A 22,255-nucleotide genomic window follows, 5' to 3' on the forward strand; every position below is an offset into this window, starting at 1 on the left:
AGTGGAAGCTGTAAACCATATTGGCTCGGTAGCTCAGTTGGTAGAGCAATGGACTGAAAATCCATGTGTCGGCGGTTCGATTCCGTCCCGAGCCACCACTTAATAACTTATAATAAAATAATGGCGGTTGTGGCGAAGTGGTTAACGCATCGGATTGTGGTTCCGACATTCGTGGGTTCGATTCCCATCAGCCGCCCCATATATGCGGGTGTAGTTTAGTGGTAAAACCTCAGCCTTCCAAGCTGATGATGAGGGTTCGATTCCCTTCACCCGCTCCAATATAAATGGGCCTATAGCTCAGCTGGTTAGAGCGCACGCCTGATAAGCGTGAGGTCGATGGTTCGAGTCCATTTAGGCCCACCATTTATAATTATTCCGCAGTAGCTCAGTGGTAGAGCTATCGGCTGTTAACCGATCGGTCGCAGGTTCGAGTCCTGCCTGCGGAGCCATATATATGGGGAAGTACTCAAGTGGCTGAAGAGGCGCCCCTGCTAAGGGTGTAGGTCGTGTAAGCGGCGCGAGGGTTCAAATCCCTCCTTCTCCGCCAGTTTTATCATTTCTTAGGCCCGTTGGTCAAGCGGTTAAGACACCGCCCTTTCACGGCGGTAACACGGGTTCGAATCCCGTACGGGTCATATTAAAAACACTGTTTATTAACAGTGTTTTTTTGTTTTGATTTAAATTCTAAATATGAAGTTTATAGTTTTATATGAACTTCTTGTGGTAACAACAAAATGAAAGACAGACCTCGGGGTTGGTGAGTAATGGTCTTTATCTCTATGCCTTATGAAAGACAAGACTTCTTGAGGAAATGACATGAATGTCCTTCATCGGTGTTATGAAAGACAAATTCTCTTGAATTCCCCTCGGTCATGTCCTTCATAGTCAATATGAAAGACATTTCTCTTAAATCACACCTCCGCAATGTCTTCAAAGGCGCTAAAAATACCCCCCTGCAATGCCTTCATAGCTGTTAAAAAAGACAAATGTCCTAACCTATATCACCATCGCATTCTCACAGCCCCTAAGAAAGGTAAATCCCTATATAAAATCACACACCGCCATATCTACATCCACACTATGAATAACTGATCACCTGAAATTACTATTCTATAAATTTCATATATAATCTGTCATAGAAAAACTATAGGTAAAACCTCTAATATTGCTTTACTAAAATATTTTACCTTTCGTTAAACTATTCTTTACCTCCAAGGAAAATCCTTCGTAAATTCAGAAAAACACCTTTATTTCACCTGAAAATAATTCAACAAATTCCAACAAAAAGTCGAAAAAACTATTTTACTTATATAATAATATGCCATATGTGTTTAGGTGGTTTTTCCTAATTAAAGCGGTTTCGTAAGGGATTTGGATATTATATCTAATGATTAAATTTTTTCCTATCACAGGGATACCAGCTATTTTCCTCGTGTATCCCATTAACATATAAAATTTCTCTTAAATTTTAAAAGAATAATAATAAAAAAATTATCATGAGTTCTTGTTGGTTTATGTCGGAAAAAAGAACGTTTTCATTAAAGGGATTCATTTGTAAGTATTGAATCTTTAGCATAGATAATAATAAGTGAAAGGGTGACTTCAGTGACCGTCACGTCTCTAACAGACTACGATATTCATTTATTTCATGAGGGACAGTTTTTTGAAAGTTTTCAAGTATTCGGAGCACATCTTACAGAGCAAAATGGTAAGAGAGGTACTTCTTTTTGTGTCTGGGCTCCACATGCCAAACAAGTTAGTGTAGTAGGCAATTTTAACAATTGGGATAGGAACACTCATCAGATGAAAAAGATGAATGAGGAGGGAATATGGAGCTTATTTATTGAAGGAATAGAAGAAGGTGAGATTTATAAATATGAAATTATTACTTCTAGTGACGAAACTTTATTAAAGGCTGATCCATATGCCTTTCAATCTGAAGTAAGACCGAATACAGCATCAGTTGTAGCTGATTTAGCAGGATTTAATTGGACAGATCAAAAATGGAAGAGAAGGAAAAAGCAAAGGCAACCGTATGATCGACCTTTAGCCATATACGAAGTTCATTTAGGTTCTTGGAAGTTAAACGATGAAAAAGAGTTATACAGTTATCAGGAATTATCTGAAATGCTTATACCATACGTGTTGGAGCATGGTTTTACACACATTGAACTTCTACCAATCATTGAGCATCCTTATGATCGCTCTTGGGGTTATCAGGGCACAGGTTATTTTTCTGCAACAAGCCGTTTTGGAAAACCAAAGGATCTTATGCATTTTATAAATGCATGTCATGAAGAAAATATAGGTGTCATTATTGATTGGGTTCCAGGACACTTTTGTAAAGATGCTCACGGACTTTATATGTTTGATGGGCAACCAACATATGAATATGCAAATGAACATGATCGTGAAAACTACATATGGGGAACTGCAAATTTTGATCTGGGAAAAACTGAGGTGCAAAGCTTCCTAATCTCAAATGCGTTGTTTTGGATTGAGTACTTCCATGTTGACGGTTTTAGAGTTGATGCTGTTGCAAATATGTTGTATTGGCCAAATTCTAATGAATTAGTGGAAAATCCTTATGCGATTTCTTTTTTAAAGAAATTAAATGAAGCAGTATTTATAAAAGATCCGGATATTTTAATGATTGCTGAGGATTCAACTGATTGGCCAATGGTTACCGCTCCTACCTCGTCTGGTGGTCTTGGCTTTAACTACAAATGGAATATGGGTTGGATGAATGACATTTTATCTTATATGGAGGCCTCTCCAGAGAGTAGAAATGAACTCCACCATAAAGTAACATTCTCCCTTATTTATGCTTTTTCTGAAAACTTCATTTTACCTTTTTCCCATGACGAAGTTGTCCATGGAAAAAAATCTTTATTGAATAAAATGCCGGGTGATTATTGGCAGAAGTTTGCCCAATTAAGGCTCCTATATGGATTTATGTTTACACATCCAGGTAAAAAACTATTATTTATGGGAGGTGAGTTTGGTCAGTATGATGAGTGGAAAGACTTAGAGCAACTAGATTGGATGCTGGAAGATTATGAAATGCACAATAAAATGAGAGTCTATTTTAAGCAACTTCTTTCTATCTATTCAAAACAAAAGCCGCTCTTTGAATTAGATCATTCAGATGAAGGATTCGAGTGGATTGATGTGAGTAACCGGGAACAGAGTATTTTTTCTTTTATTCGGAAAAGTAGAAAAGAAAATGAATTACTTGTCGTGGTATTGAATTTTAAGCCGGTTGTTTATCATGACTACAAAGTTGGAGTCCCAGTAGATACAGAGTATGTAGAGGTCATGAATAGTGATGAAATGCAGTTTGGAGGCTCTGGCCAAACGAATCCAAAAAATATAAAAGCGGTAGAAGGAGAATTTCATGGAAGACCTTATCATATTTCCATGACAATTCCACCATATGGAGCAGTCATTCTACGTGCAGTCAAAAAAAGAGGGGAGAATAAACATGGGAAAAAAACAGTGCGTCGCAATGTTACTAGCAGGGGGTAAGGGGAGCCGATTGAGCTCATTAACAAAAAATTTAGCAAAGCCGGCTGTTCCATTCGGAGGAAAATATAGAATTATCGATTTTACGCTAAGTAATTGTACAAATTCTAGCATTGATACTGTTGGTGTACTAACACAGTATCAGCCGCTGGTTTTGAATTCATATATAGGGATTGGCAGTGTATGGGACTTAGACAGAAAGAATGGTGGAGTAACAGTTCTGCCTCCTTATTCTGAATCCTCAGAAATGAAATGGTATAAAGGTACTGCCAGTGCAATCTATCAAAATATAAACTATATCAAACAATATGATCCTGAATATGTATTAATCTTGTCAGGGGATCACATTTATAAAATGGATTATTCAAAAATGCTGGACTATCATATTGAAAAAAATGCTGATGCGTCAATTTCCGTTATAGAAGTTCCATGGGAAGAGGCGAGTCGTTTTGGCATTATGAATACAAATGAAAAAATGCAAGTAGTTGAATTTGATGAAAAGCCAGCTAACCCAAAAAGTAATTTAGCTTCTATGGGTATCTATATTTTTAAATGGTCTATTTTAAAAGAATACTTAGAGATGGACGAAAGAAATCAATATTCAAGTCATGATTTTGGAAAAGATATTATTCCGCTGTTGCTAGATGAAAAGCGCAATGTCATTGCCTATCCTTTTAAAGGGTATTGGAAGGATGTAGGCACTGTTAAAAGCTTATGGGAAGCTAATATGGATTTGCTAAATGATGATTCAGAATTAAATATATTTGACCGCAATTGGAAGATATACACAGTTAATTCAAACCATCCACCACAGTTTATTGCAGAAGATGCAGTTGTAACAGATTCGTTTGTAAACGATGGTTGTGTCATTATGGGGAATGTTAATCATTCGGTCTTATTCCAAGGTGTTACTGTCGGTAAAAATACAGTAGTAAAGAATTCTGTTCTCATGCCGGATTGTGTTATCGGTGAAAATGTTTTGATTGAAAACGCAATTGTACCTAGCGGCATTGAGATACCAAATGGAACGGTTATTTGCCCTGATACGAACTCAGATGAAATTCTATTAGTAACAGAAGATATTATAGAGGAAATTAAAGCGATGGTAGAGGACAAAGTAAACTAAGAGATTATGACAAAATAGTTTGGAATAGGGAGCTTTTTAATCATTATCGTATCTTGTCTTTATCTATTTTTTAATACCCTGCATGATGGATAAGCAAACCTATTTCTACAAAGGGGAGTTTTTGACATGAGTAACAAATTATTGGGAATTATTGATGCTACAGCACATAAACCGGAAATTGAAGACTTAACCAACCATCGTTCATTAGCAGCAGTACCTTTTGCAAGCAGATATCGGCTAATTGATTTTGTCCTCTCAAATATGGTGAATTCTGAGATTGAGAGTGTTGCAATCTTTCCGAAATATTCTTACCGTTCATTGATGGATCATTTAGGGTCTGGTAAACAGTGGGATCTTAATCGTAAGAAAGATGGATTATTTTTCTTTCCATCACCACATCTCCACAACGAGTATGATGAATTCGGATCATTTCGTCAATTCTCAGATCATATTGATTTCTTTTTAAGAAGCACACAGGAATATGCGGTCATAACAAACAGCTATACGGTTTGTAACATTGACTTCCAAAAGGTATTAAAGCGACATCTCAATAATGGGTGCGACATTACCGAGGTACGTAAAGATGGTAAGCCTTTGCAAATGTATATTATGTCAACAAGACTTCTTATTGATCTTATTCATGATAAAGAAAAAACAGGCTGTAAAACACTAGCTGAAGTAATTGAAGAAAATCATCATCATTGGACAATTTGTGATTATGAATTTCAGGGATATGCAGCGGTTATTGACTCTATGGAAAATTACTACAAACATAGTATGGATATGCTAAACCCAATAATTTGGAATGAAATTTTCACCAAGAACCGTCCAATTTTAACAAAAGCAAAAGATGAGCCACCAACTAAATATGGTAAAGATGCAATGGTTAAGAATTCATTGGTTGCCAATGGTTGCAGAATAGAAGGACATGTCGAAAACAGTATTATTTTTAGAGGTGTCCATATTGGAAAAGATACAGTTGTGAAGAATAGTGTAATTATGCAGAAGACACAGATTGGGAATCAATGTTTCTTAGAAAATATCATTACAGATAAAGACGTAAAGATTCTGGATTATTCAAATATAACAGGTACGACTAATGCCCCGACTATTTTAAGAAAAAGAACCATTCAAGGAGCGATGATGAACTCGTGAACGTATTATTTGCTGTATCAGAATGTGTACCGTTTGTAAAATCAGGAGGATTAGCTGATGTTGCAGGTGCATTGCCAAAGGAATTAGTAAAGCTAGGCAATGATGTAAGAGTTATTTTACCTAAATATAGCTTAATATCAGAAACATATCGAGATGCCATGACAAAAGTAGAGGAAATAAAGGTTCCAGTTGGTTGGAGACAGCAATATTGTGGAATTGAAACCTTGGAATATGAAGGAATTACGTATTATTTTTTAGATCATGAATATTATTTTTATCGTGATTCATTATATGGCCACTATGATGATGCTGAACGTTTTTCATTTTTTTGTCGAGGTGTCTTAGAAGCGCTGCAGGTGATTGATTTCAAGCCGGATATCATCCATTCACATGACTGGCACACGGGCATGATTAGTTATCTGCTAAAAGTAGATTATCTTGAGCAGGATTTGTATAGAGATATTAAAACCATATTTACGATCCATAATCTTCAATTTCAAGGTGTGTTTCCATATAGTGTACTTGGTGAACTCTTGAACTTGGGAGATGAGCATTTTTATGATTTAGAGTTTCATGGAAATATTAGTTTTATGAAAGGTGCAATTCATTCAGCAGATTTCATTACGACTGTTAGTCCAACATATAAAGATGAAATACAAACAGCATATTACGGAGAAAATTTGGATGGACTATTGCGATCTCATCATGAAAAATTACTGGGAATAGTTAATGGAATAGATGATATAGTATACAATCCTGAGACTGATCAAAATATTACAGTGCCATATAGTGTAGACACTTTAAGTGAAAAAATGAAAAATAAATTAGCGCTTCAAGAAAGATTGGGGTTACCAGAAAATGAATTAACACCAATTATTTCAATGGTGACAAGATTAACGAAGCAAAAGGGCCTAGATTTAGTCAAGCGTGTACTTGACGATGTGCTAAGCCAGGATGTTCAAGTTATCGTGCTTGGAACCGGTGATAAGGCTTTTGAGGACTATTTCAGACATATGGAATGGGTTTACCCATCTAAGTTTAAGGCATACATAGGTTTTGATGAAGTACTTGCACATCAAATATATGCAGGCTCGGACCTTTTTCTCATGCCATCAAAATTTGAGCCATGTGGGTTAGGGCAATTAATTGCCTTAAGGTATGGAACAATTCCAATCGTTAGAGAAACTGGTGGCTTAAATGATACTGTGGCATCATATCGGGAAGATAGTGGAGAAGGAAATGGATTTACATTTAGGAATTTTAATGCACATGATATGCTCTTCACCATTAAAAGAGCTATTGAATTCTACCAACAAGAGGAAGTGTGGAAAAGTATTGTCAAGACAGCCATGACACAGGATTATAGTTGGGGAAGATCTGCATTAAAGTATGACCGGCTTTATGCTGGTTTAATGACTAGGAGTGAAAGTCATGTTCTCTAGTAAAGACAGCTTTAAAGACAGTTTTCTAAAAAGGCTTGAAAGCATGTGTGGAAAAGGTTTTGAAGAAGCGACGAAGCGTGATCAATACCATACATTAGGAAATATGGTAAGAGAATACATTAGTTCAAAGTGGATAGAAACAAATGAATTGTATCGATCAGAAAACAAAAAACAAGTGTATTACTTATCAATTGAATTTTTATTGGGACGTTTATTAGGTCAAAATCTTTTAAATCTAGGAATAAAAGAAGTAGTAGAAGAAGGATTAAATGAGTTAAACATTAGCTTAAAGGAAATTGAAGAATGTGAATCAGATCCAGCACTTGGAAACGGTGGGTTGGGAAGGCTTGCAGCATGTTTCCTGGATTCTCTTGCAACATTAAATCTTCCTGGTCATGGATATGGAATCCGTTATAAGCATGGTCTATTCGATCAAAAAATTGTTGATGGTTATCAGGTTGAGCTGCCAGAACAATGGTTAAGACATGGGAATGTATGGGAAGTGAGAAAACCTGATGAGGCAGTTGAAATTTCCTTCTGGGGAAGAATTGAGACTGGAGTTGATGATGGGACACTTTCCTTTAGGCATGTTGCAGATCAAAAGGTTTTAGCAGTTCCGTATGATATGCCGGTTGTAGGGTATAGAGTCGACACAGTGAATACATTAAGACTTTGGAATGCTGAACCGGCTTCTTTCGGACCAAATCAGGATGTCCTATCATACAAGCGTGAAACAGAGGCGATTACAGACTTTTTATATCCGGATGATACTCATGATGAAGGAAAGATACTTCGATTAAAACAACAGTATTTTCTTGTTTCTTCAAGTCTTCAAAGTATCATTAAGTCTTATAAAAAAGAAAACTCAAATATTCGAGACCTTCATCATTATGTAGCCATTCATATTAATGATACTCATCCGGCTATGGCGGTCCCTGAGTTAATGAGAATTCTTATGGACCAAGAAGATTTATCATGGGAAGATGCCTGGCATATCACAACAAACACAGTATCATATACTAATCATACAATTTTGGCAGAAGCATTAGAAAAATGGCCAATTTATTTATTTAAACCATTGCTGCCGAGAATTTATATGATCATTGAAGAAATAAATGAAAGATTTTGTGCAGAGCTCTGGGATCGTTATCCCGGAGAGTGGGAGCGGATTGAACATATGGCCATCATTGCCCATGGATTAGTGAAGATGGCACATCTTGCTATAGTTGGAAGTAACAGTATCAATGGTGTAGCAAAAATCCATTCTGACATTCTGAAAAACAGAGAAATGAAATCATTTTATGAGGTTTATCCCACGAAGTTTAACAATAAAACGAATGGAATTACTCACCGCAGATGGCTGCTAAAGGCAAACCCTGAGTTAACATCATTAATTAACGATACAATTGGTGAGGATTGGATAAAACAACCTGAGAAATTAATAGATTTAAAAAGACATGTCTATCATCCTGAACTAAAGGAACGATTTGCACAGGTAAAAAGAAAGCGCAAAGAAATCCTTGCGAAAAAAATAGCTGATAAAAATGGAATTCAAGTTGATATTGATTCTATTTTTGATGTTCAGGTTAAGAGGCTTCATGCTTATAAAAGGCAGCTCCTAAATGTTTTGCATATTATGTATTTATATAACCGCCTAAAAGAGGATGCAAATTATTCAATTCAACCTCGTACGTTTATTTTTGGAGCCAAGGCTTCACCTACGTACTATTATGCAAAGAAAATTATTAAGCTTATTCATTCACTGGCAGAAAAAGTGAACAATGATCCGAGAGTCTCGCAGACTATTAAAGTTGTGTTTATGGAGAATTATCGTGTTTCTCTTGCTGAAGATATTTTTCCGGCGGCAGATGTGAGTGAGCAAATATCAACGGCTAGTAAGGAAGCTTCAGGAACAGGAAATATGAAGTTCATGATGAACGGAGCTTTAACTGTCGGGACATTGGATGGTGCAAATATTGAAATCATGGAGGAAATCGGGGAGGGTAATATTTTTACATTTGGATTAACAGCCCCTGAAGTACTCAAATATGAAGAAAATGGACGATATCGTTCAATGGAATATTATCATCATGATTTACGAATTAGGCAGGTCATTGACCAATTAACGAATGGTTTCTTTTCTGAGGATGAAGGAGAATTTGAAGCAATCGCAGATTCCTTACTTGTGCAAAATGATCAATACTTTGTATTACGTGATTTTGCTTCATATATAGATATTCAGGAAAAGGTTGGTACGGCCTATCAAGATAGAGGAAAATGGCTTGAACAGGCACTTATTAATGTAGCGCATTCAGGCTATTTCTCGAGTGACCGGACAATTCAAAATTATGCTGACGGTATTTGGAACATCGAGTCTATCGGAGTAAAAATGTAAAAAAAAAGGTGCTGCTGGTCAGCACCTTTTTGCATGTTATTATCAGGTAAGTAAGTATAAATCTTGTACTTAGTGTTGGTGTCAAGCTCCAGCGCTTTTCCGATCAATCCCCGTCTAATAAGCGGCCTAATCCTCCAAGAATGCTGCCTTCGCCACGTGAATCTCCACCGCCAGCAGAAGGTGCACTTGCGATAACACGATCAGCAAGTCGGCTGAATGGTAGCGTTTGAATCCAAACAGTCCCAGGACCTTGGACAGTAGCAAAGAACAACCCTTCTCCACCAAAAAATGCAGTTTTTACTTTTCCGACAAATTCAATATTATAGTCAACTTCCTTTGTAAGTGCTACTAAACAACCTGTATCAATTCGTAATTTTTCACCTGGTTGCAGGTCACGGCGTATAATGGTACCACCTGCATGCAAAAATGCTAAGCCATCACCCTCGAGTTTTTGCATGATGAAGCCTTCTCCACCAAAGAACCCCGTACCCAGCTTTTTTTGGAAGTCTATTCCAACAGAAACACCTTTTGCTGCACATAGGAAGGAGTCTTTTTGACATATGACTTTCCCACCCATTTCACTTAGATCAACAGGGATAATTTTTCCAGGATAAGGGGCTGCAAACGAAACTCTTTTTTTGCCCACTCCTTTGTTTGTGAACACTGTCATAAACAAACTCTCACCGGTAAGAACTCGTTTACCGGCACCAACAAGCTTGCCTAAAAAGCCTTTTTGGCTATTATCTCCATCACCAAAAATGGTTTCCATGTCGATGCCATCTTCCATCATCATCATTCCACCGGCTTCAGCAACAACACTTTCATTTGGATCTAACTCGATTTCAACACACTGCATATCATCGCCATGCAAAACATAATCAATTTCATGAGCGTTCACTAGAATTCCCTCCATATGTAAAGAACAGTATATTTTTTGATTCATCTTCTATTTTACTAGGTTATGAAAATATTGGAAGATACAAAATAAAAAGGAGCAAGAATGCTCCTTTCAATACTATGCTTTAAACGAAGAGTCTTTGTTTTCCGAATTGCCTTTAGTGGTTCTTTTTCCCCACCATGTAGCGAGGAGTGGACCTGAAATGTTATGCCAAACACTGAAAATGGCGCTAGGGACTGCCGAAAGCGGTGAGAAATGAGCAACTGCTAAAGCGGCACCAAGACCTGAATTTTGCATTCCTACTTCAATTGAGATAGCTTTTTGATCTGCAAAATTTAATTTTAATCCTTTTGCTAATAAGAAACCTATTAGTAAACCCAATCCATTGTGTAATACAACGATGGAGAAGATTAATAAACCTGTTTCAGCGATCTTAGCTGAATTCACTGCTACAACTGCTGAGGCAACTGCAACAATCCCGATAACGGAGATAAGGGGTAAAACTGAAATACTTTTTTCAACTTGCTTTTTAAATAATAAGTTAACAATAATTCCTAAAATGATTGGAACAAGTACAATTTGAACAATAGATAAAAATAGTGAGCCAGCTGATACCGGTAGCCATTTACTTGCAAATAATAAAGTTAGAGCAGGTGTTAAAATAGGAGCAAGTAAGGTTGAAATAGATGTAACAGCAACTGACAATGCTGTATTTCCTTTTGCTAAAAAAGTCATAACATTTGAAGCAGTTCCACCGGGACAACATCCTACTAATATCACCCCTACAGCCACTTCAGGTGGTAACTGAAAAATTGTTGCTAATAAAAATGCTAATAATGGCATGATTGTGAACTGAGCTACCACTCCAATTATTACACTTTTAGGTGCTTGAAAAACGGCTTTAAAATCTTTTAATGATAATGTCAGGCCCATTCCAAACATGATAATTCCGAGTAGTAAAGAGATGTGTGGAGCTATCCATGTGAATCCACCTGGAATAAAAAAGGCCAACATAGCGAAAAGAATGACCCAAATGGCGAATGTATTTCCTGCTGTTTTACTGATTTTCTCTAATAGATGCATATGATCAATCCTCCTTATCGCATTATATATCTATTTATTCTGAAATTTCAATATTTAAGTTGAAAGAATAGAAAAAAATGCAAGCGATCTGGAAGGAAATGTAACATAGATCTTGAAATGTTTGTTATACAAAAAAGAGAACAATTTCTGTTCTCTTTATTTAGTGTGCCAGGCATGGCAACTATCTAGGTGGTGAAAGTCCACTGTGGGGGTACACATCGACCAACCACTAAGGAAGCGCAAGGTACTTATCGCGAGATAAGGGCTGGAGGAAGCGTGGAATAAAATCTTGGCTCGACGAACAGAAATCTGATACTAAGGCTTTACAAAGGGATAAGACTCCTAAACAAGTTAAAGTCCAAAAGATGTGCGTAACTTTGTAAAGGAGATCAGGCGAGTAAAAGAGGAAAGATGGTTGTCTTACCCTGGGAGATCGTGCGGATGTACAAAAGGTACAGTCGAAAAAGGTTAGTCGCAAGAAGTCAGCAGAAGCCATAGTAGTGAAGTAATTTCAGGAAGGGCTGAACAATTTATAGTGTTTCAACACCACGAATGCGCAAGTGACCTACTCCGAATGTGTTAGTGGTGAAAGTATGGGCGTACCTCAAAGGATAACCAAAATGGAGCTATCACTTACTACGTGAGAGGAAAGGAGAAACGAGTGTGGAACTTTTAGAACAAATTCTAAGTAATCAAAATATGAATGAAGCCTACTTGCGTGTATATAAAAACAAAGGTGCTAGTGGGGTCGATGGAATAACGGTCGATGAACTGAAAAAATATCTGAGAGAGAACAAGGATGAGCTACGTCAGCGCATCAGAACAAGAAAGTACCAACCACAAGCTGCCTTAAGAGTGGAGATCCCAAAAGAAAATGGTAAGATGCGCAAATTGGGAATACCAACAGTAGTGGATAGGGTAGTTCAACAAGCCATTCATCAAGTTCTCAGCCCAATATTTGAAAAGCAATTCAGTGAATTCAGTTATGGCTTTAGACCAAAAAGAAGTTGTGAGATGGCAATTATTAAAAGCTTGGAATTTCTAAATGACGGATACGATTGGATTGTGGATATTGACCTTGAAAGATTTTTCGATACAGTCCATCACGATAAACTCATGCGGATCATCTCTAATACAATAGATGATGGAGATGTCATTTCCCTTATAAGGAAATATCTTGTCAGTGGAGTTATGGAGAATGGAAGATATGAAGAAACACCAGTTGGAACTCCGCAAGGAGGAAACCTAAGCCCACTGCTGAGTAATATTATGTTGAACCAACTGGATAAGGAGCTAGAAAGTAGAGGACTTCAATTCGTGAGATACGCTGATGATGCCCTAATCTTCGTGAAGAGTGAGAAAGCAGCGAATAGAGTGATGGAATCAATCGTGAGATTTATAGAAAATAAATTAGGGTTAATAGTGAATGTAGAAAAGAGTAAAATCTCTCGTCCAAAAGATTTGAAATTCTTAGGATTTGGATATTATTACGATTTTAAGAATGAGAAATACCAAGTAAAACCTCATTCAACGTCAATACAAAAATTTCGAAGGAAGCTTCGAAAATTAACAAAGCGAAATTGGAGTGTTTCGCTAGGCTACCGAACCTTAAAACTAAAACAAGTCATACTTGGGTAGGTTAACTACTTTAGAATCTCGAATATGAAAAAAGCAATGACTGAGATAGATAAGAAGCTTCGCTCCAGAATTAGAGTCATCATCTGGAAGCAATGGAAGGTATCGAAGAAACGAATCAAATCGCTTATCCAATTAGGAATCCCTGAGGAAGAGGCGAAGGGATTAACCTTCTGTCGAAGAGGTTATCGATACATCGGATTATCGAAAGTTGTTCAAAGAGCAATCTCAAATAAAAGACTAAAGCAGAGGGGACTTCCCTCTGCTTTAGATCATTATCTAAAAGTACACACTGTAATATAAATTGAACCGCCGTATACGGAACCGTACGTACGGTGGTGTGAGAGGGGCGAAAATAATTAAATTATTTTTCCCTCTACTCGATCTGGTATTATTGTCTATACCTCTTCCTCAGTATATGGGTCCTTCTCATATGGAGGAAGATCTCCAAAAATGGTCATTAGACCTTCTTCATCTAACATATCTTCATATTGCTGATGCTGATTGGATGGATAGATCGTAATTTCTTTTCCTTCAATATCAGTTCCAATAAAGTTTTCGTAATCCTCAACATATCCATCAGGATCATTTGATTCCATGTAGACATCATTATAATGATCTTGTGGATTATTAAAATCTGATGGTGTTTCCGAAGAACCATAACTGTTTACAATTTGATAGGCGTCTTCAGCATCAAATGCCACATTTTCATCTTGATCATCATAATCAAATTTTCCAAAGGGAGGCATTAAAACTCCTTCCTCAATTGGACGGTTATGAGAAACAATTTGTTCAGGAGCATGCTCCTTACAAGTAGTGGCTGTAGGTATGGCATCAAGACGTTCCAGAGGTATATCAATGCCACATACTTCGCATTGTCCATATGTTCCATCTTCAATCTTCTGTAACGCTCGTTCAATGTCTAATTTTTCTTCTTCCGTATGTTCATTTAATGCGATATCTTTTTCTCTCTCATACAGTTCTGTTCCCTCATCACCTGGATGATTATCATAACTGGATAGTTCACCAACGGATTCATGAAAATGCCCTTCTTCTAATCCAAAATGTCCATTCATTTCAAAACGCTCGTCAATTTCCTTTTTCATTTGCGTAAGCTGTGAACGGAAGGTTTCTACTTGTTGTGAACTTAGCATACCATCCACGCTCCTTCCTTGATGAAATAGTTCTATACCTATTATGAACAGTAAGAAGAAAAACATGATTGTAAAAAATTTCATCGGAAAATCTTTAGAAAATTACAAAGGGGTTTATTTTACCAGTTGTACCTATAAAATTGAATGCTTATCCGAGACGTTTTCATTTTAATCTTGTACATCAAGATATATAATAAGGTTAGTACAGGGTAAACCTATTGACACACCTTCTAGCTAGGTGTATCTTAATATAAGCAATTTTTGGTGTCGGGGGGATAAGATTGATAACTACTTTGGACCATACATTAAAAGAATTCATTCAACAGGCATTGGAAGATGCAAAGCGAACGAAACAATCGGTAATCGTTAGCTGCATTAAAGAAGTGGACGCAATGGACCCCCTTCATTTCTTTGCTTCCGGTGAAGATCTTTTCCTTGGAGAGCGATATTTTTGGTCAACGCCTAATCGTGATTTTACAATGGCAGGATTAGGAAATGAATTGGTAATTGAAAATAATCTGACAACTAAAGAACGTTTTCGGGATATAGAAAATGAATGGAAGCGCTTTAAAAAAGTCGTTGTATCGAATGAAACAAATCAGGTAGGGATAGGACCCATCTTATTTGGCGGCTTTTCATTTGACCCGCTTAAAGAAAAAAGTCTACTATGGAATAATTTCTCAGAAGCAAAGTTCGTGTTACCTAAACATATGCTTTCTGTTATTGATCAGAAAAGCTATATAACGATAAATAAACTAGTCACACCTCATGATGAACTAACGATGTGTCTTAAACATTTTGAAAGTTCATTTGAAATTGGTTCGGCTCTTCCTTATCAATTAGATTGTGAAAAAGGTAACGAATTCTCAACCATTGAATATAAAACATCAGAGTGGCTAAAAGCCATTCAAAAGGCAACAAACAATATAAAGTCAAAAGAAATGGATAAAGTTGTGCTTGCACGCGAGGTTCACCTCAAGTTTTCAGACAAAATTAACCCGTATCAAGTTATCTACAACTTACAACAAGAACAGCCAACCAGTTATATTTTTGAGTTTGAAAACGGACCTCAACATTTTGTAGGAGCAACACCTGAAAGATTAATTAAAAAGAAAGACAATGAAGTTCTCTCGACTTGTCTGGCAGGATCAATCAAAAGAGGAAAAACAGAACAAGAGGATCATGATTTAGGACAGCAATTATTACATGATGATAAAAATTTACTGGAGCATGCGATCGTTGTAAAAATGATAAAATCTGCTATAGAAAGCTGTTGCTTTGACGTGATCACACCTAAGTCACCTGCTTTATTTAAATCGAAAAATATCCAGCATCTTTTTACACCTGTTAAGGGTTATGCAAGAGAAGGCTTTTCCTTCTTATCTATGGTAGAGAAACTTCATCCAACTCCGGCATTAGGAGGGTTCCCTAAATGGAAGGCTATTGAGAAGATTAGGGAATTAGAGCCGATGCATCGTGGCTGGTATGCCGGTCCATTAGGTTGGATTGATCATGAAGACAATGGTGAATTTGTTGTTGCTCTTCGATCTGGATTGTTGGAGGGACAAAATGCAGCCCTTTTTGCAGGATGCGGGATTGTTGAAGAATCGGATCCAAAATCGGAATATCTTGAGACAAAAATAAAACTAAAACCTATGATGTCTGCACTAGGAGGAGTTGTGAATGAAGACTAGTGATTCCCTAACAAGATTTGTCGCTAGTTTTGTTGATGAATTAACACGCTTAGGAGTTAATAAGGCAGTGATTAGCCCTGGTTCTCGCTCTACTCCATTAGCCATGTTAATGGCAGAGCATCCTAAACTTTCTTGTTACATGAATATCGACGAAAGATCAGCAGGTTTTTTTGCCCTTGGTTTAGCTAAGGAAAAGAAAAAGCCTGTTGTGCTTGTTTGCACATCTGGAACGGCAGCGGCTAACTACTATCCGGCAATCGTTGAAGCCCGTTACGCGAGAGTTCCCTTAATTGTTTTAACAGCTGATAGACCGCATGAGTTACGTGACGTAGGTGCTCCTCAAGCGATTGATCAGCTTCAAATGTACGGTAATTACCCAAAATGGTTTGTTGATGTGGCATTGCCTGAAGAAGAAGTTGGGATGTATCGTTATGTCAGAACGATAGCTGGCAGAGCATTTGCTATTTCCGCATCACATCCTGCAGGTGTTGTTCATCTGAATTTTCCATTTAGAGAACCTTTAATTCCGAATTTAGGTCTGTCAAATCTGTGGGAAGTAGAAGATGACAGACCAAGTTATTTACATACGATACAAGGTTTACCACAACTTGCAAAAAGTCAGATAGTGGATATTGCAGATATCATGAAGGGTATAGCAAAAGGTCTTATCATTTGTGGAGAACAAAATGATTCCGAATTCATTACAGCTGTTAAAGAATTGTCCGGTAAGCTGAAATACCCTATCTTGGCGGATCCTCTCTCTCAATTACGATCTGGTAAAAGTGATAAACAGGGAATAATTGAGGGATATGATTCTATTTTGAAAGATCCGGAAATGATTAATATTCTTAAGCCTGAACTTATTATTCGTTTTGGACCTATGCCTGTTTCCAAGCCATTGATGCTAATGCTGAAAAACAATCCGGATATTACACAGATTATTGTTGATCCGAGTGAGGAATATCGTGATCCTACATTAAATGCTTCCCATATGATTGTTTGCAATCATACTAAATTCTGTGAGGATTTATCTGAAATCTTAGAAGAATGTGTTTCAAATCAGTTCTATGATGACTGGATTCTTTCCAATACTATTTTTCAAGATATGATTGAGCATAAGCTTGGGCATATCAATGATCTATTTGAAGGAAAGATTGTAAGGGAGCTTCAGCATGTTCTTCCTGATGGTAGTCGTTTAGTTGTTGGGAGTAGTATGCCAATTCGGGATGTTGATACATTTTTTAGGAATACGGATAAAGAAATAAGAGTTCTCGCAAACAGGGGAGCAAATGGAATTGATGGTGTTGTATCTACTGCCTTAGGTATTAGTGCTGTTTCAACAGAACCTGCTTTTCTTTTAATAGGAGATTTATCATTTTTTCATGATTTCAATGGTTTACTGGCCGCCAAGATGAACAATCTTGATTTAACGATTATATTGGTAAACAATGATGGTGGAGGTATTTTCTCTTTTCTTCCTCAATCAAAAGAAGAAAAGCATTTTGAAACATTATATGGAACACCAATTGGCATCGATTTTTCTAAAGTGGTTGATATGTATCAAGGGGAGTATGAAAAAATTAATAGCTGGGATGAATTGCATACGTATTTTCAGGATAAATGGTCAAATAGAGGACTAAAGGTGATTGAAATCGAGACAAATCGCACTACACGTGTCAATATTCATCGGGAATTGTTAGATCATGTTTCCCAGGAAATAAGAAAAGTGTTGAAACAATGAAAATAAGAGATGTTTCTTATCATGTTGAAATTGAGGGAAAGGGAGAGCCGCTAGTATTTTTACATGGCTTTACAGGTTCTTCTTTGAGTTGGCAACACCTCATAAATGACTTTCGTAATTATCAATTAATCTTTATTGATATACTGGGTCATGGAAAATCTGATCATCCATCAGATTCGTCAAGATATAAAATGGAAGAAGTAGTTGAGGATATCATAGAGATTTTTAATCGTTTGACGATCGATAAAGCACATATTGTGGGGTATTCTATGGGAGGAAGATTAGCTTTGTCTCTTGCTGCATTATACCCTCATCGTGTCAAAAAACTTGTATTGGAAAGCAGTTCACCAGGATTGAACACTGATGAAGAAAGAAATCACCGTATCAAATCTGATCAAGCCCTTGCAGATGAAATAGTAAGAGAGGGAATTTCCCGCTTTGTTGATAAGTGGGAGAAAATCCCGCTTTTTTCCTCGCAAATGATGATGTCAGATTCGCAAAAAAACAAGTTGAGAGAACAGCGTTTATTAAATACTGAGATAGGCTTAGCTAATAGTCTTCTTGGCATGGGGACAGGCTCTCAACCATCATGGTGGGATGAATTGCCAACTCTCCATATTTCAGTTTTACTTCTTTGTGGTGAATTGGATCAAAAGTTTTGTGAAATAGCTAAAAGAATGCATGAAAGATTACCATTTTCTGTTTTAAAGGAAATTAATCAAGCGGGACATGCAATTCATGTAGAACAACCGCGAATTTTTGGTAAAATAGTAATTGAGTTCTTAAATGAGGACAAATCTTTAAACTAGGAGGCTATAAACATGGCAATTGAATGGGTTACAGAACGCCAGTATGAAGAAATTATCTATCAAACATATAATGGGATTGCAAAAATCTCAATTAATCGTCCACATGTACATAATGCATTTACTCCAAAAACAGTTATGGAGTTAATTGATGCATTTGCTTATGCACGTGATGACCAAAATGTAGGAGTCATTATCTTAACAGGTGAAGGTGGAAAAGCATTCTGTTCTGGTGGAGATCAGAAAGTCCGCGGACATGGCGGTTATGTTGGTGATGACCAAATTCCACGCTTAAATGTTCTTGATTTACAACGTTTAATCCGTGTTATTCCAAAACCGGTTATTGCGATGGTAGCAGGTTATGCAATCGGTGGTGGACATGTACTCCATATTGTCTGTGACTTAACAATTGCAGCTGACAATGCTGTATTCGGACAAACAGGCCCTAAAGTGGGAAGCTTTGATGCTGGATATGGTTCAGGATATCTTGCACGAATTGTAGGACATAAAAAGGCTCGTGAAATTTGGTACCTATGCAGACAATACAATGCACAAGAAGCAATGGATATGGGACTAGTTAATACAGTCGTTCCTCTAGATCAATTAGAAGAAGAAACAGTAAAATGGTGTGAGGAAATATTAGAAAAAAGCCCAACAGCTATTCGTTTCTTAAAAGCAGCATTTAATGCTGATACAGATGGACTGGCTGGTATTCAACAATTTGCTGGGGATGCAACTTTACTTTATTATACGACTGATGAAGCAAAAGAAGGTCGTGACGCATTTAAAGAAAAGCGTTCTCCAGACTTTAAGCAATTCCCGCGTTTTCCTTAAGCAATATTCTACTGAAACAGCTTGGTGATTTTTATCTCATCAAGCTTTTTTCATTATAGGAGGTAATTTTATGAACCAATCATATCCTAATTGGTTAAAGCAGCGGGCTGAACTTACCCCTGATCGTTTAGCTATCAAAACAGATGAAGTTGATCTGACTTTTTGGGAGCTATATCAACGTGTTCAACTACAGATAAAAAAATTAGTAGCTCTAAATGTGAAAAAAGGTGAGCATGTTGGGGTATTAATGAAAAACAGTGTAGAGATGATTGAGAGCATTCATGCTATTTTCTCTATAGGTGCTGTAGCTGTTTTATTAAATAACCGGCTTACTATGAAAGAAATTGCTTGGCAATTGTCAGATGTTCAAGCAAAGCATTTAATTTGTCATGAAGAATTTTTATTTCAAGTTGATGAAGAGATAAATGTAATAATCGTTGAGAAATTACATAAAAAAAGTAGCCTGGAAACTGATTATTTAATGGAAGGGTATAAAACAGATCAAGTCGCAACGATTATGTATACCTCGGGAACAACAGGTCATCCAAAAGGAGTTATGCAAACTTTTGGGAATCATTGGTCAAGTTCAATTGGCTCTGCCCTCAACCTTGGCATTAATTCGGATGATCGTTGGTTATTGGCCGTGCCTTTGTTTCATATTAGCGGGTTATCTATTTTGTTTCGAAGTGTGATTTATGGTATTGGAATTGTATTGTTCGAACGATTCAATGCGGAAAAAATGAATCGAGCAATTATGGAAGAAGGAGTAACAATTGTATCTGTAGTTACCACAATGCTCAACCAAATGCTGGATAAGTTAGGCAATGAAAAATATCCAGAAACTTTTCGCTGTATGTTAGCAGGGGGAGGACCAGTTCCAAGAGGTGTGCTTGAAAAAGCCATTGAAAGGGAAATTCCAGTATTTCAAACATATGGGATGACAGAGACAGCATCACAAATTGTTACACTTTCACCTGAATACAGTATTAAAAAGCTTGGCTCAGCTGGTAAACCATTATTTTCCTGTCAAATGAAAATAACGAAAGATGGGAAAGACTGTTCCGCATATCAAGAAGGAGAAATCCTTGTAAAGGGTCCAAATATCACAAAAGGTTATTGGAAGCTTGATGAAGCCACCAAAAAGGCATTTACAGAAGGTTGGTTTCATACTGGTGACCAAGGTTACATTGATGAAGACGGGTTTTTATTTGTACTGGACAGACGATCAGATTTAATCATATCAGGTGGCGAAAATGTTTATCCTGCAGAAATCGAAAATGTTTTATTATCACATCAAGCAGTTGTTGATGCCGGAGTTATCGGAATTGATGATGAGAAATGGGGACAAGTTCCATATGCTTTTATTGTTTCAAATAGGACGATAAGTCATGATCAACTTTTAATGTACTGTCAAAACAATCTTGCACGCTATAAAGTACCTAAGGGGATTACATTTTTGGATGAACTGCCAAGAAATGCTTCAAATAAACTATTGAGAAGAAAATTAAAGGGATTTTTGAAATGATCAAAATAGAAAAAGTAACATTACACCATATTACGCAAACGTTAAAAACTCCATTTACATCAAGCATAGGCCATGTAACAGACCGTGAGAGTATATTAGTAGAAGTTATGGATTCTGAAGGAATAAGCGGATGGGGAGAAGTAGTAGCATTTTCAACTCCCTGGTACACAGAGGAAACGACTTCCACATGTTTTCATCTGTTAAAAGATATTTTGGTTCCATTAGCAATTTCTCAAACAATTGAACATCCGGAGGAACTGCAGTTCATTTTTCATAAAGTGAAACGAAATCAAATGGCCAAAGCATCTCTCGAAGGTGCCATATGGGATATTTATGCTAAAAAGAAAAACATCTCTTTATCATCTGCTTTAGGGGGGACAAGAAACGAGATAGAATGTGGAGTTGTCGTTGGTATTACTTCAATTTCAAGTATGATTGACCAAATTTCCCGTTACCATGAAGAAGGATACAAACGATTTAAAATAAAGATTTCACCTGCACAGGACATTCAACTACTGCAAGAAATCAGAAAGACGTTTCCAGATCTTCCATTAATGGCTGATGCCAATTCAGCTTATACATTAGATGATATTGAACAATTAAAAGAGCTCGATCAATTTAACTTAATGATGATTGAACAGCCGTTGGCAGCAGATGATATTATTGATCATGCAAAGCTTCAAGAGGAGATAACCACCCCCATTTGTTTAGATGAAAGCATAGTGACAAGTGAAGATGCGAGAAAAGCAATTGAACTTGGCAGCTGTAAAATAATGAACATAAAACCCGGACGTGTCGGTGGGTTAACAGAGTCAAAGAAAATTCATGATTTATGCCAGGAAAATGGAATTTCCGTGTGGTGTGGCGGAATGTTGGAAACAAGTATATCCCGTGCACACAATATTGCGTTGGCATCTTTACCAAACTTTTCAATTCCAGGTGACATCTCTTCATTCTCTAGATATTGGGAACAAGACATCGTTTTACCGGAAATAAAAACAGTAAAAGGCAAAATCCCTGTCCCTGCTAGTCCAGGAATAGGCTTTGACATTAACAGAGAAGTTTTAAAAAAATACACCTCTTCAGTAACTACACTAACAAAATAGACTTTTGTATTTCTAAAATTGAATTTTATCTAAGTGAAAACCTGATTTTTATTTATGAATTGGCTGTATAAATGAAAAACTACGATTTTTAAAAATTCCCTTAAAACCGTATACTTTACACTGAAAGAAAAACAAA

At 36.9% G+C, this 22,255-nt stretch carries 16 protein-coding genes and 7 tRNA genes; 20 read left to right on the forward strand and 3 right to left on the reverse strand.

Features of this window, described 5'->3' with window-relative positions; genetic code table 11:
• Nucleotides 1-22 precede the first annotated feature (22 nt).
• From BK577_RS06745 to BK577_RS06800, 12 genes are all read left to right on the forward strand, one after another.
• Nucleotides 23-98 (forward strand) — tRNA-Phe (locus tag BK577_RS06745).
• 25 nt (nt 99-123) lie between these two features.
• Nucleotides 124-199: transfer RNA gene (locus BK577_RS06750), tRNA-His, on the forward strand.
• A 5-nt stretch (nt 200-204) separates the two neighbouring features.
• Nucleotides 205-278: transfer RNA gene (locus tag BK577_RS06755), tRNA-Gly, on the forward strand.
• Nucleotides 279-286: 8 nt separating this feature from the next.
• Nucleotides 287-363: transfer RNA gene (locus BK577_RS06760), tRNA-Ile, on the forward strand.
• An 11-nt stretch (nt 364-374) separates the two neighbouring features.
• Nucleotides 375-449, forward strand: a tRNA-Asn gene (locus BK577_RS06765).
• Between the two features lie 7 nt (nt 450-456).
• Nucleotides 457-547: transfer RNA gene (locus BK577_RS06770), tRNA-Ser, on the forward strand.
• A gap of 16 nt (nt 548-563) precedes the next feature.
• Nucleotides 564-635 (forward strand) — tRNA-Glu (locus BK577_RS06775).
• A 970-nt stretch (nt 636-1,605) separates the two neighbouring features.
• Nucleotides 1,606-3,528 (forward strand): 1,4-alpha-glucan branching enzyme, encoded by a 1,923-nt coding sequence (gene glgB / locus BK577_RS06780; RefSeq protein ID WP_139367279.1) that lies wholly within the window; start codon nt 1,606-1,608, stop codon nt 3,526-3,528.
• On the forward strand, nt 3,485-4,651 hold the full coding sequence (locus BK577_RS06785; RefSeq protein WP_078432217.1) for a glucose-1-phosphate adenylyltransferase: 1,167 nt from the start codon (nt 3,485-3,487) through the stop codon (nt 4,649-4,651). Before glgB ends, BK577_RS06785 begins: the two co-directional genes overlap by 44 nt.
• 126 nt (nt 4,652-4,777) lie before the next feature.
• Nucleotides 4,778-5,806, forward strand: a complete 1,029-nt coding sequence (locus BK577_RS06790; RefSeq protein WP_078432218.1) for a GlgC family sugar phosphate nucleotidyltransferase — start codon at nt 4,778-4,780, stop codon at nt 5,804-5,806.
• Complete coding sequence (gene glgA / locus BK577_RS06795) at nt 5,803-7,248, forward strand: glycogen synthase GlgA (RefSeq protein ID WP_078432219.1); 1,446 nt, start codon at nt 5,803-5,805, stop codon at nt 7,246-7,248. Before BK577_RS06790 ends, glgA begins: the two co-directional genes overlap by 4 nt.
• A complete protein-coding gene (locus BK577_RS06800; RefSeq protein WP_078432220.1) occupies nt 7,238-9,643 on the forward strand; it encodes a glycogen/starch/alpha-glucan phosphorylase in 2,406 nt (801 codons plus the stop codon). The genes glgA and BK577_RS06800 overlap by 11 nt, the downstream gene beginning before the upstream one ends.
• A gap of 103 nt (nt 9,644-9,746) precedes the next feature.
• Here the strand turns inward: BK577_RS06800 and BK577_RS06805 are convergent, their stop codons facing one another.
• Both BK577_RS06805 and BK577_RS06810 read right to left on the reverse strand, forming a co-directional pair.
• Nucleotides 9,747-10,541 carry a TIGR00266 family protein gene (locus tag BK577_RS06805; protein ID WP_078432221.1) on the reverse strand — a complete coding sequence of 265 codons (795 nt, stop codon included), beginning with the start codon at nt 10,539-10,541 and terminating at the stop codon, nt 9,747-9,749.
• A 117-nt stretch (nt 10,542-10,658) separates the two neighbouring features.
• On the reverse strand, nt 10,659-11,624 hold the full coding sequence (locus BK577_RS06810; RefSeq protein WP_078432222.1) for a bile acid:sodium symporter family protein: 966 nt from the start codon (nt 11,622-11,624) through the stop codon (nt 10,659-10,661).
• A gap of 663 nt (nt 11,625-12,287) precedes the next feature.
• On the opposite strand from BK577_RS06810, the gene ltrA reads away from it, so the two are divergent.
• Together ltrA and BK577_RS26740 are read left to right on the forward strand one after the other, a co-directional pair.
• Entirely contained in the window at nt 12,288-13,262 is a 975-nt protein-coding gene (gene ltrA / locus BK577_RS06815; protein WP_342743274.1) for a group II intron reverse transcriptase/maturase, read from the forward strand.
• 24 nt (nt 13,263-13,286) lie between these two features.
• Nucleotides 13,287-13,562: a hypothetical protein gene (locus BK577_RS26740; RefSeq protein ID WP_342743275.1), complete on the forward strand. Its 276-nt coding sequence runs from the start codon at nt 13,287-13,289 to the stop codon at nt 13,560-13,562.
• A gap of 95 nt (nt 13,563-13,657) precedes the next feature.
• Here BK577_RS26740 and BK577_RS06820 read toward each other — a convergent pair whose 3' ends face one another.
• On the reverse strand, nt 13,658-14,413 hold the full coding sequence (locus BK577_RS06820; RefSeq protein WP_078432223.1) for a TraR/DksA C4-type zinc finger protein: 756 nt from the start codon (nt 14,411-14,413) through the stop codon (nt 13,658-13,660).
• Nucleotides 14,414-14,694: 281 nt separating this feature from the next.
• Between BK577_RS06820 and BK577_RS06825 the strand changes: the two genes are divergently transcribed.
• The 6 genes from BK577_RS06825 to menC all read left to right on the forward strand — a co-directional run bounded on the left by BK577_RS06825 (nt 14,695) and on the right by menC (nt 22,119).
• Nucleotides 14,695-16,107 carry an isochorismate synthase gene (locus tag BK577_RS06825; protein WP_078432224.1) on the forward strand — a complete coding sequence of 471 codons (1,413 nt, stop codon included), beginning with the start codon at nt 14,695-14,697 and terminating at the stop codon, nt 16,105-16,107.
• Complete coding sequence (menD, locus tag BK577_RS06830; protein ID WP_078432225.1) at nt 16,097-17,848, forward strand: 2-succinyl-5-enolpyruvyl-6-hydroxy-3-cyclohexene-1-carboxylic-acid synthase; 1,752 nt, start codon at nt 16,097-16,099, stop codon at nt 17,846-17,848. The genes BK577_RS06825 and menD overlap by 11 nt, the downstream gene beginning before the upstream one ends.
• Entirely contained in the window at nt 17,845-18,657 is an 813-nt protein-coding gene (gene menH / locus BK577_RS06835; RefSeq protein ID WP_078432226.1) for a 2-succinyl-6-hydroxy-2,4-cyclohexadiene-1-carboxylate synthase, read from the forward strand. Before menD ends, menH begins: the two co-directional genes overlap by 4 nt.
• A gap of 12 nt (nt 18,658-18,669) precedes the next feature.
• Nucleotides 18,670-19,488, forward strand: coding sequence for a 1,4-dihydroxy-2-naphthoyl-CoA synthase (gene menB / locus BK577_RS06840; protein WP_078432227.1), 819 nt, complete (start codon nt 18,670-18,672; stop codon nt 19,486-19,488).
• A gap of 70 nt (nt 19,489-19,558) precedes the next feature.
• Nucleotides 19,559-21,013: an o-succinylbenzoate--CoA ligase gene (locus BK577_RS06845; RefSeq protein WP_078432228.1), complete on the forward strand. Its 1,455-nt coding sequence runs from the start codon at nt 19,559-19,561 to the stop codon at nt 21,011-21,013.
• Nucleotides 21,010-22,119 carry an o-succinylbenzoate synthase gene (menC, locus tag BK577_RS06850; protein ID WP_078432229.1) on the forward strand — a complete coding sequence of 370 codons (1,110 nt, stop codon included), beginning with the start codon at nt 21,010-21,012 and terminating at the stop codon, nt 22,117-22,119. The genes BK577_RS06845 and menC overlap by 4 nt, the downstream gene beginning before the upstream one ends.
• The last annotated feature ends 136 nt before the right edge of the window (nt 22,120-22,255 follow it).

The organism is Metabacillus halosaccharovorans, assembly GCF_002019635.1.
Lineage (GTDB): Bacteria > Bacillota > Bacilli > Bacillales > Bacillaceae > Metabacillus > Metabacillus halosaccharovorans.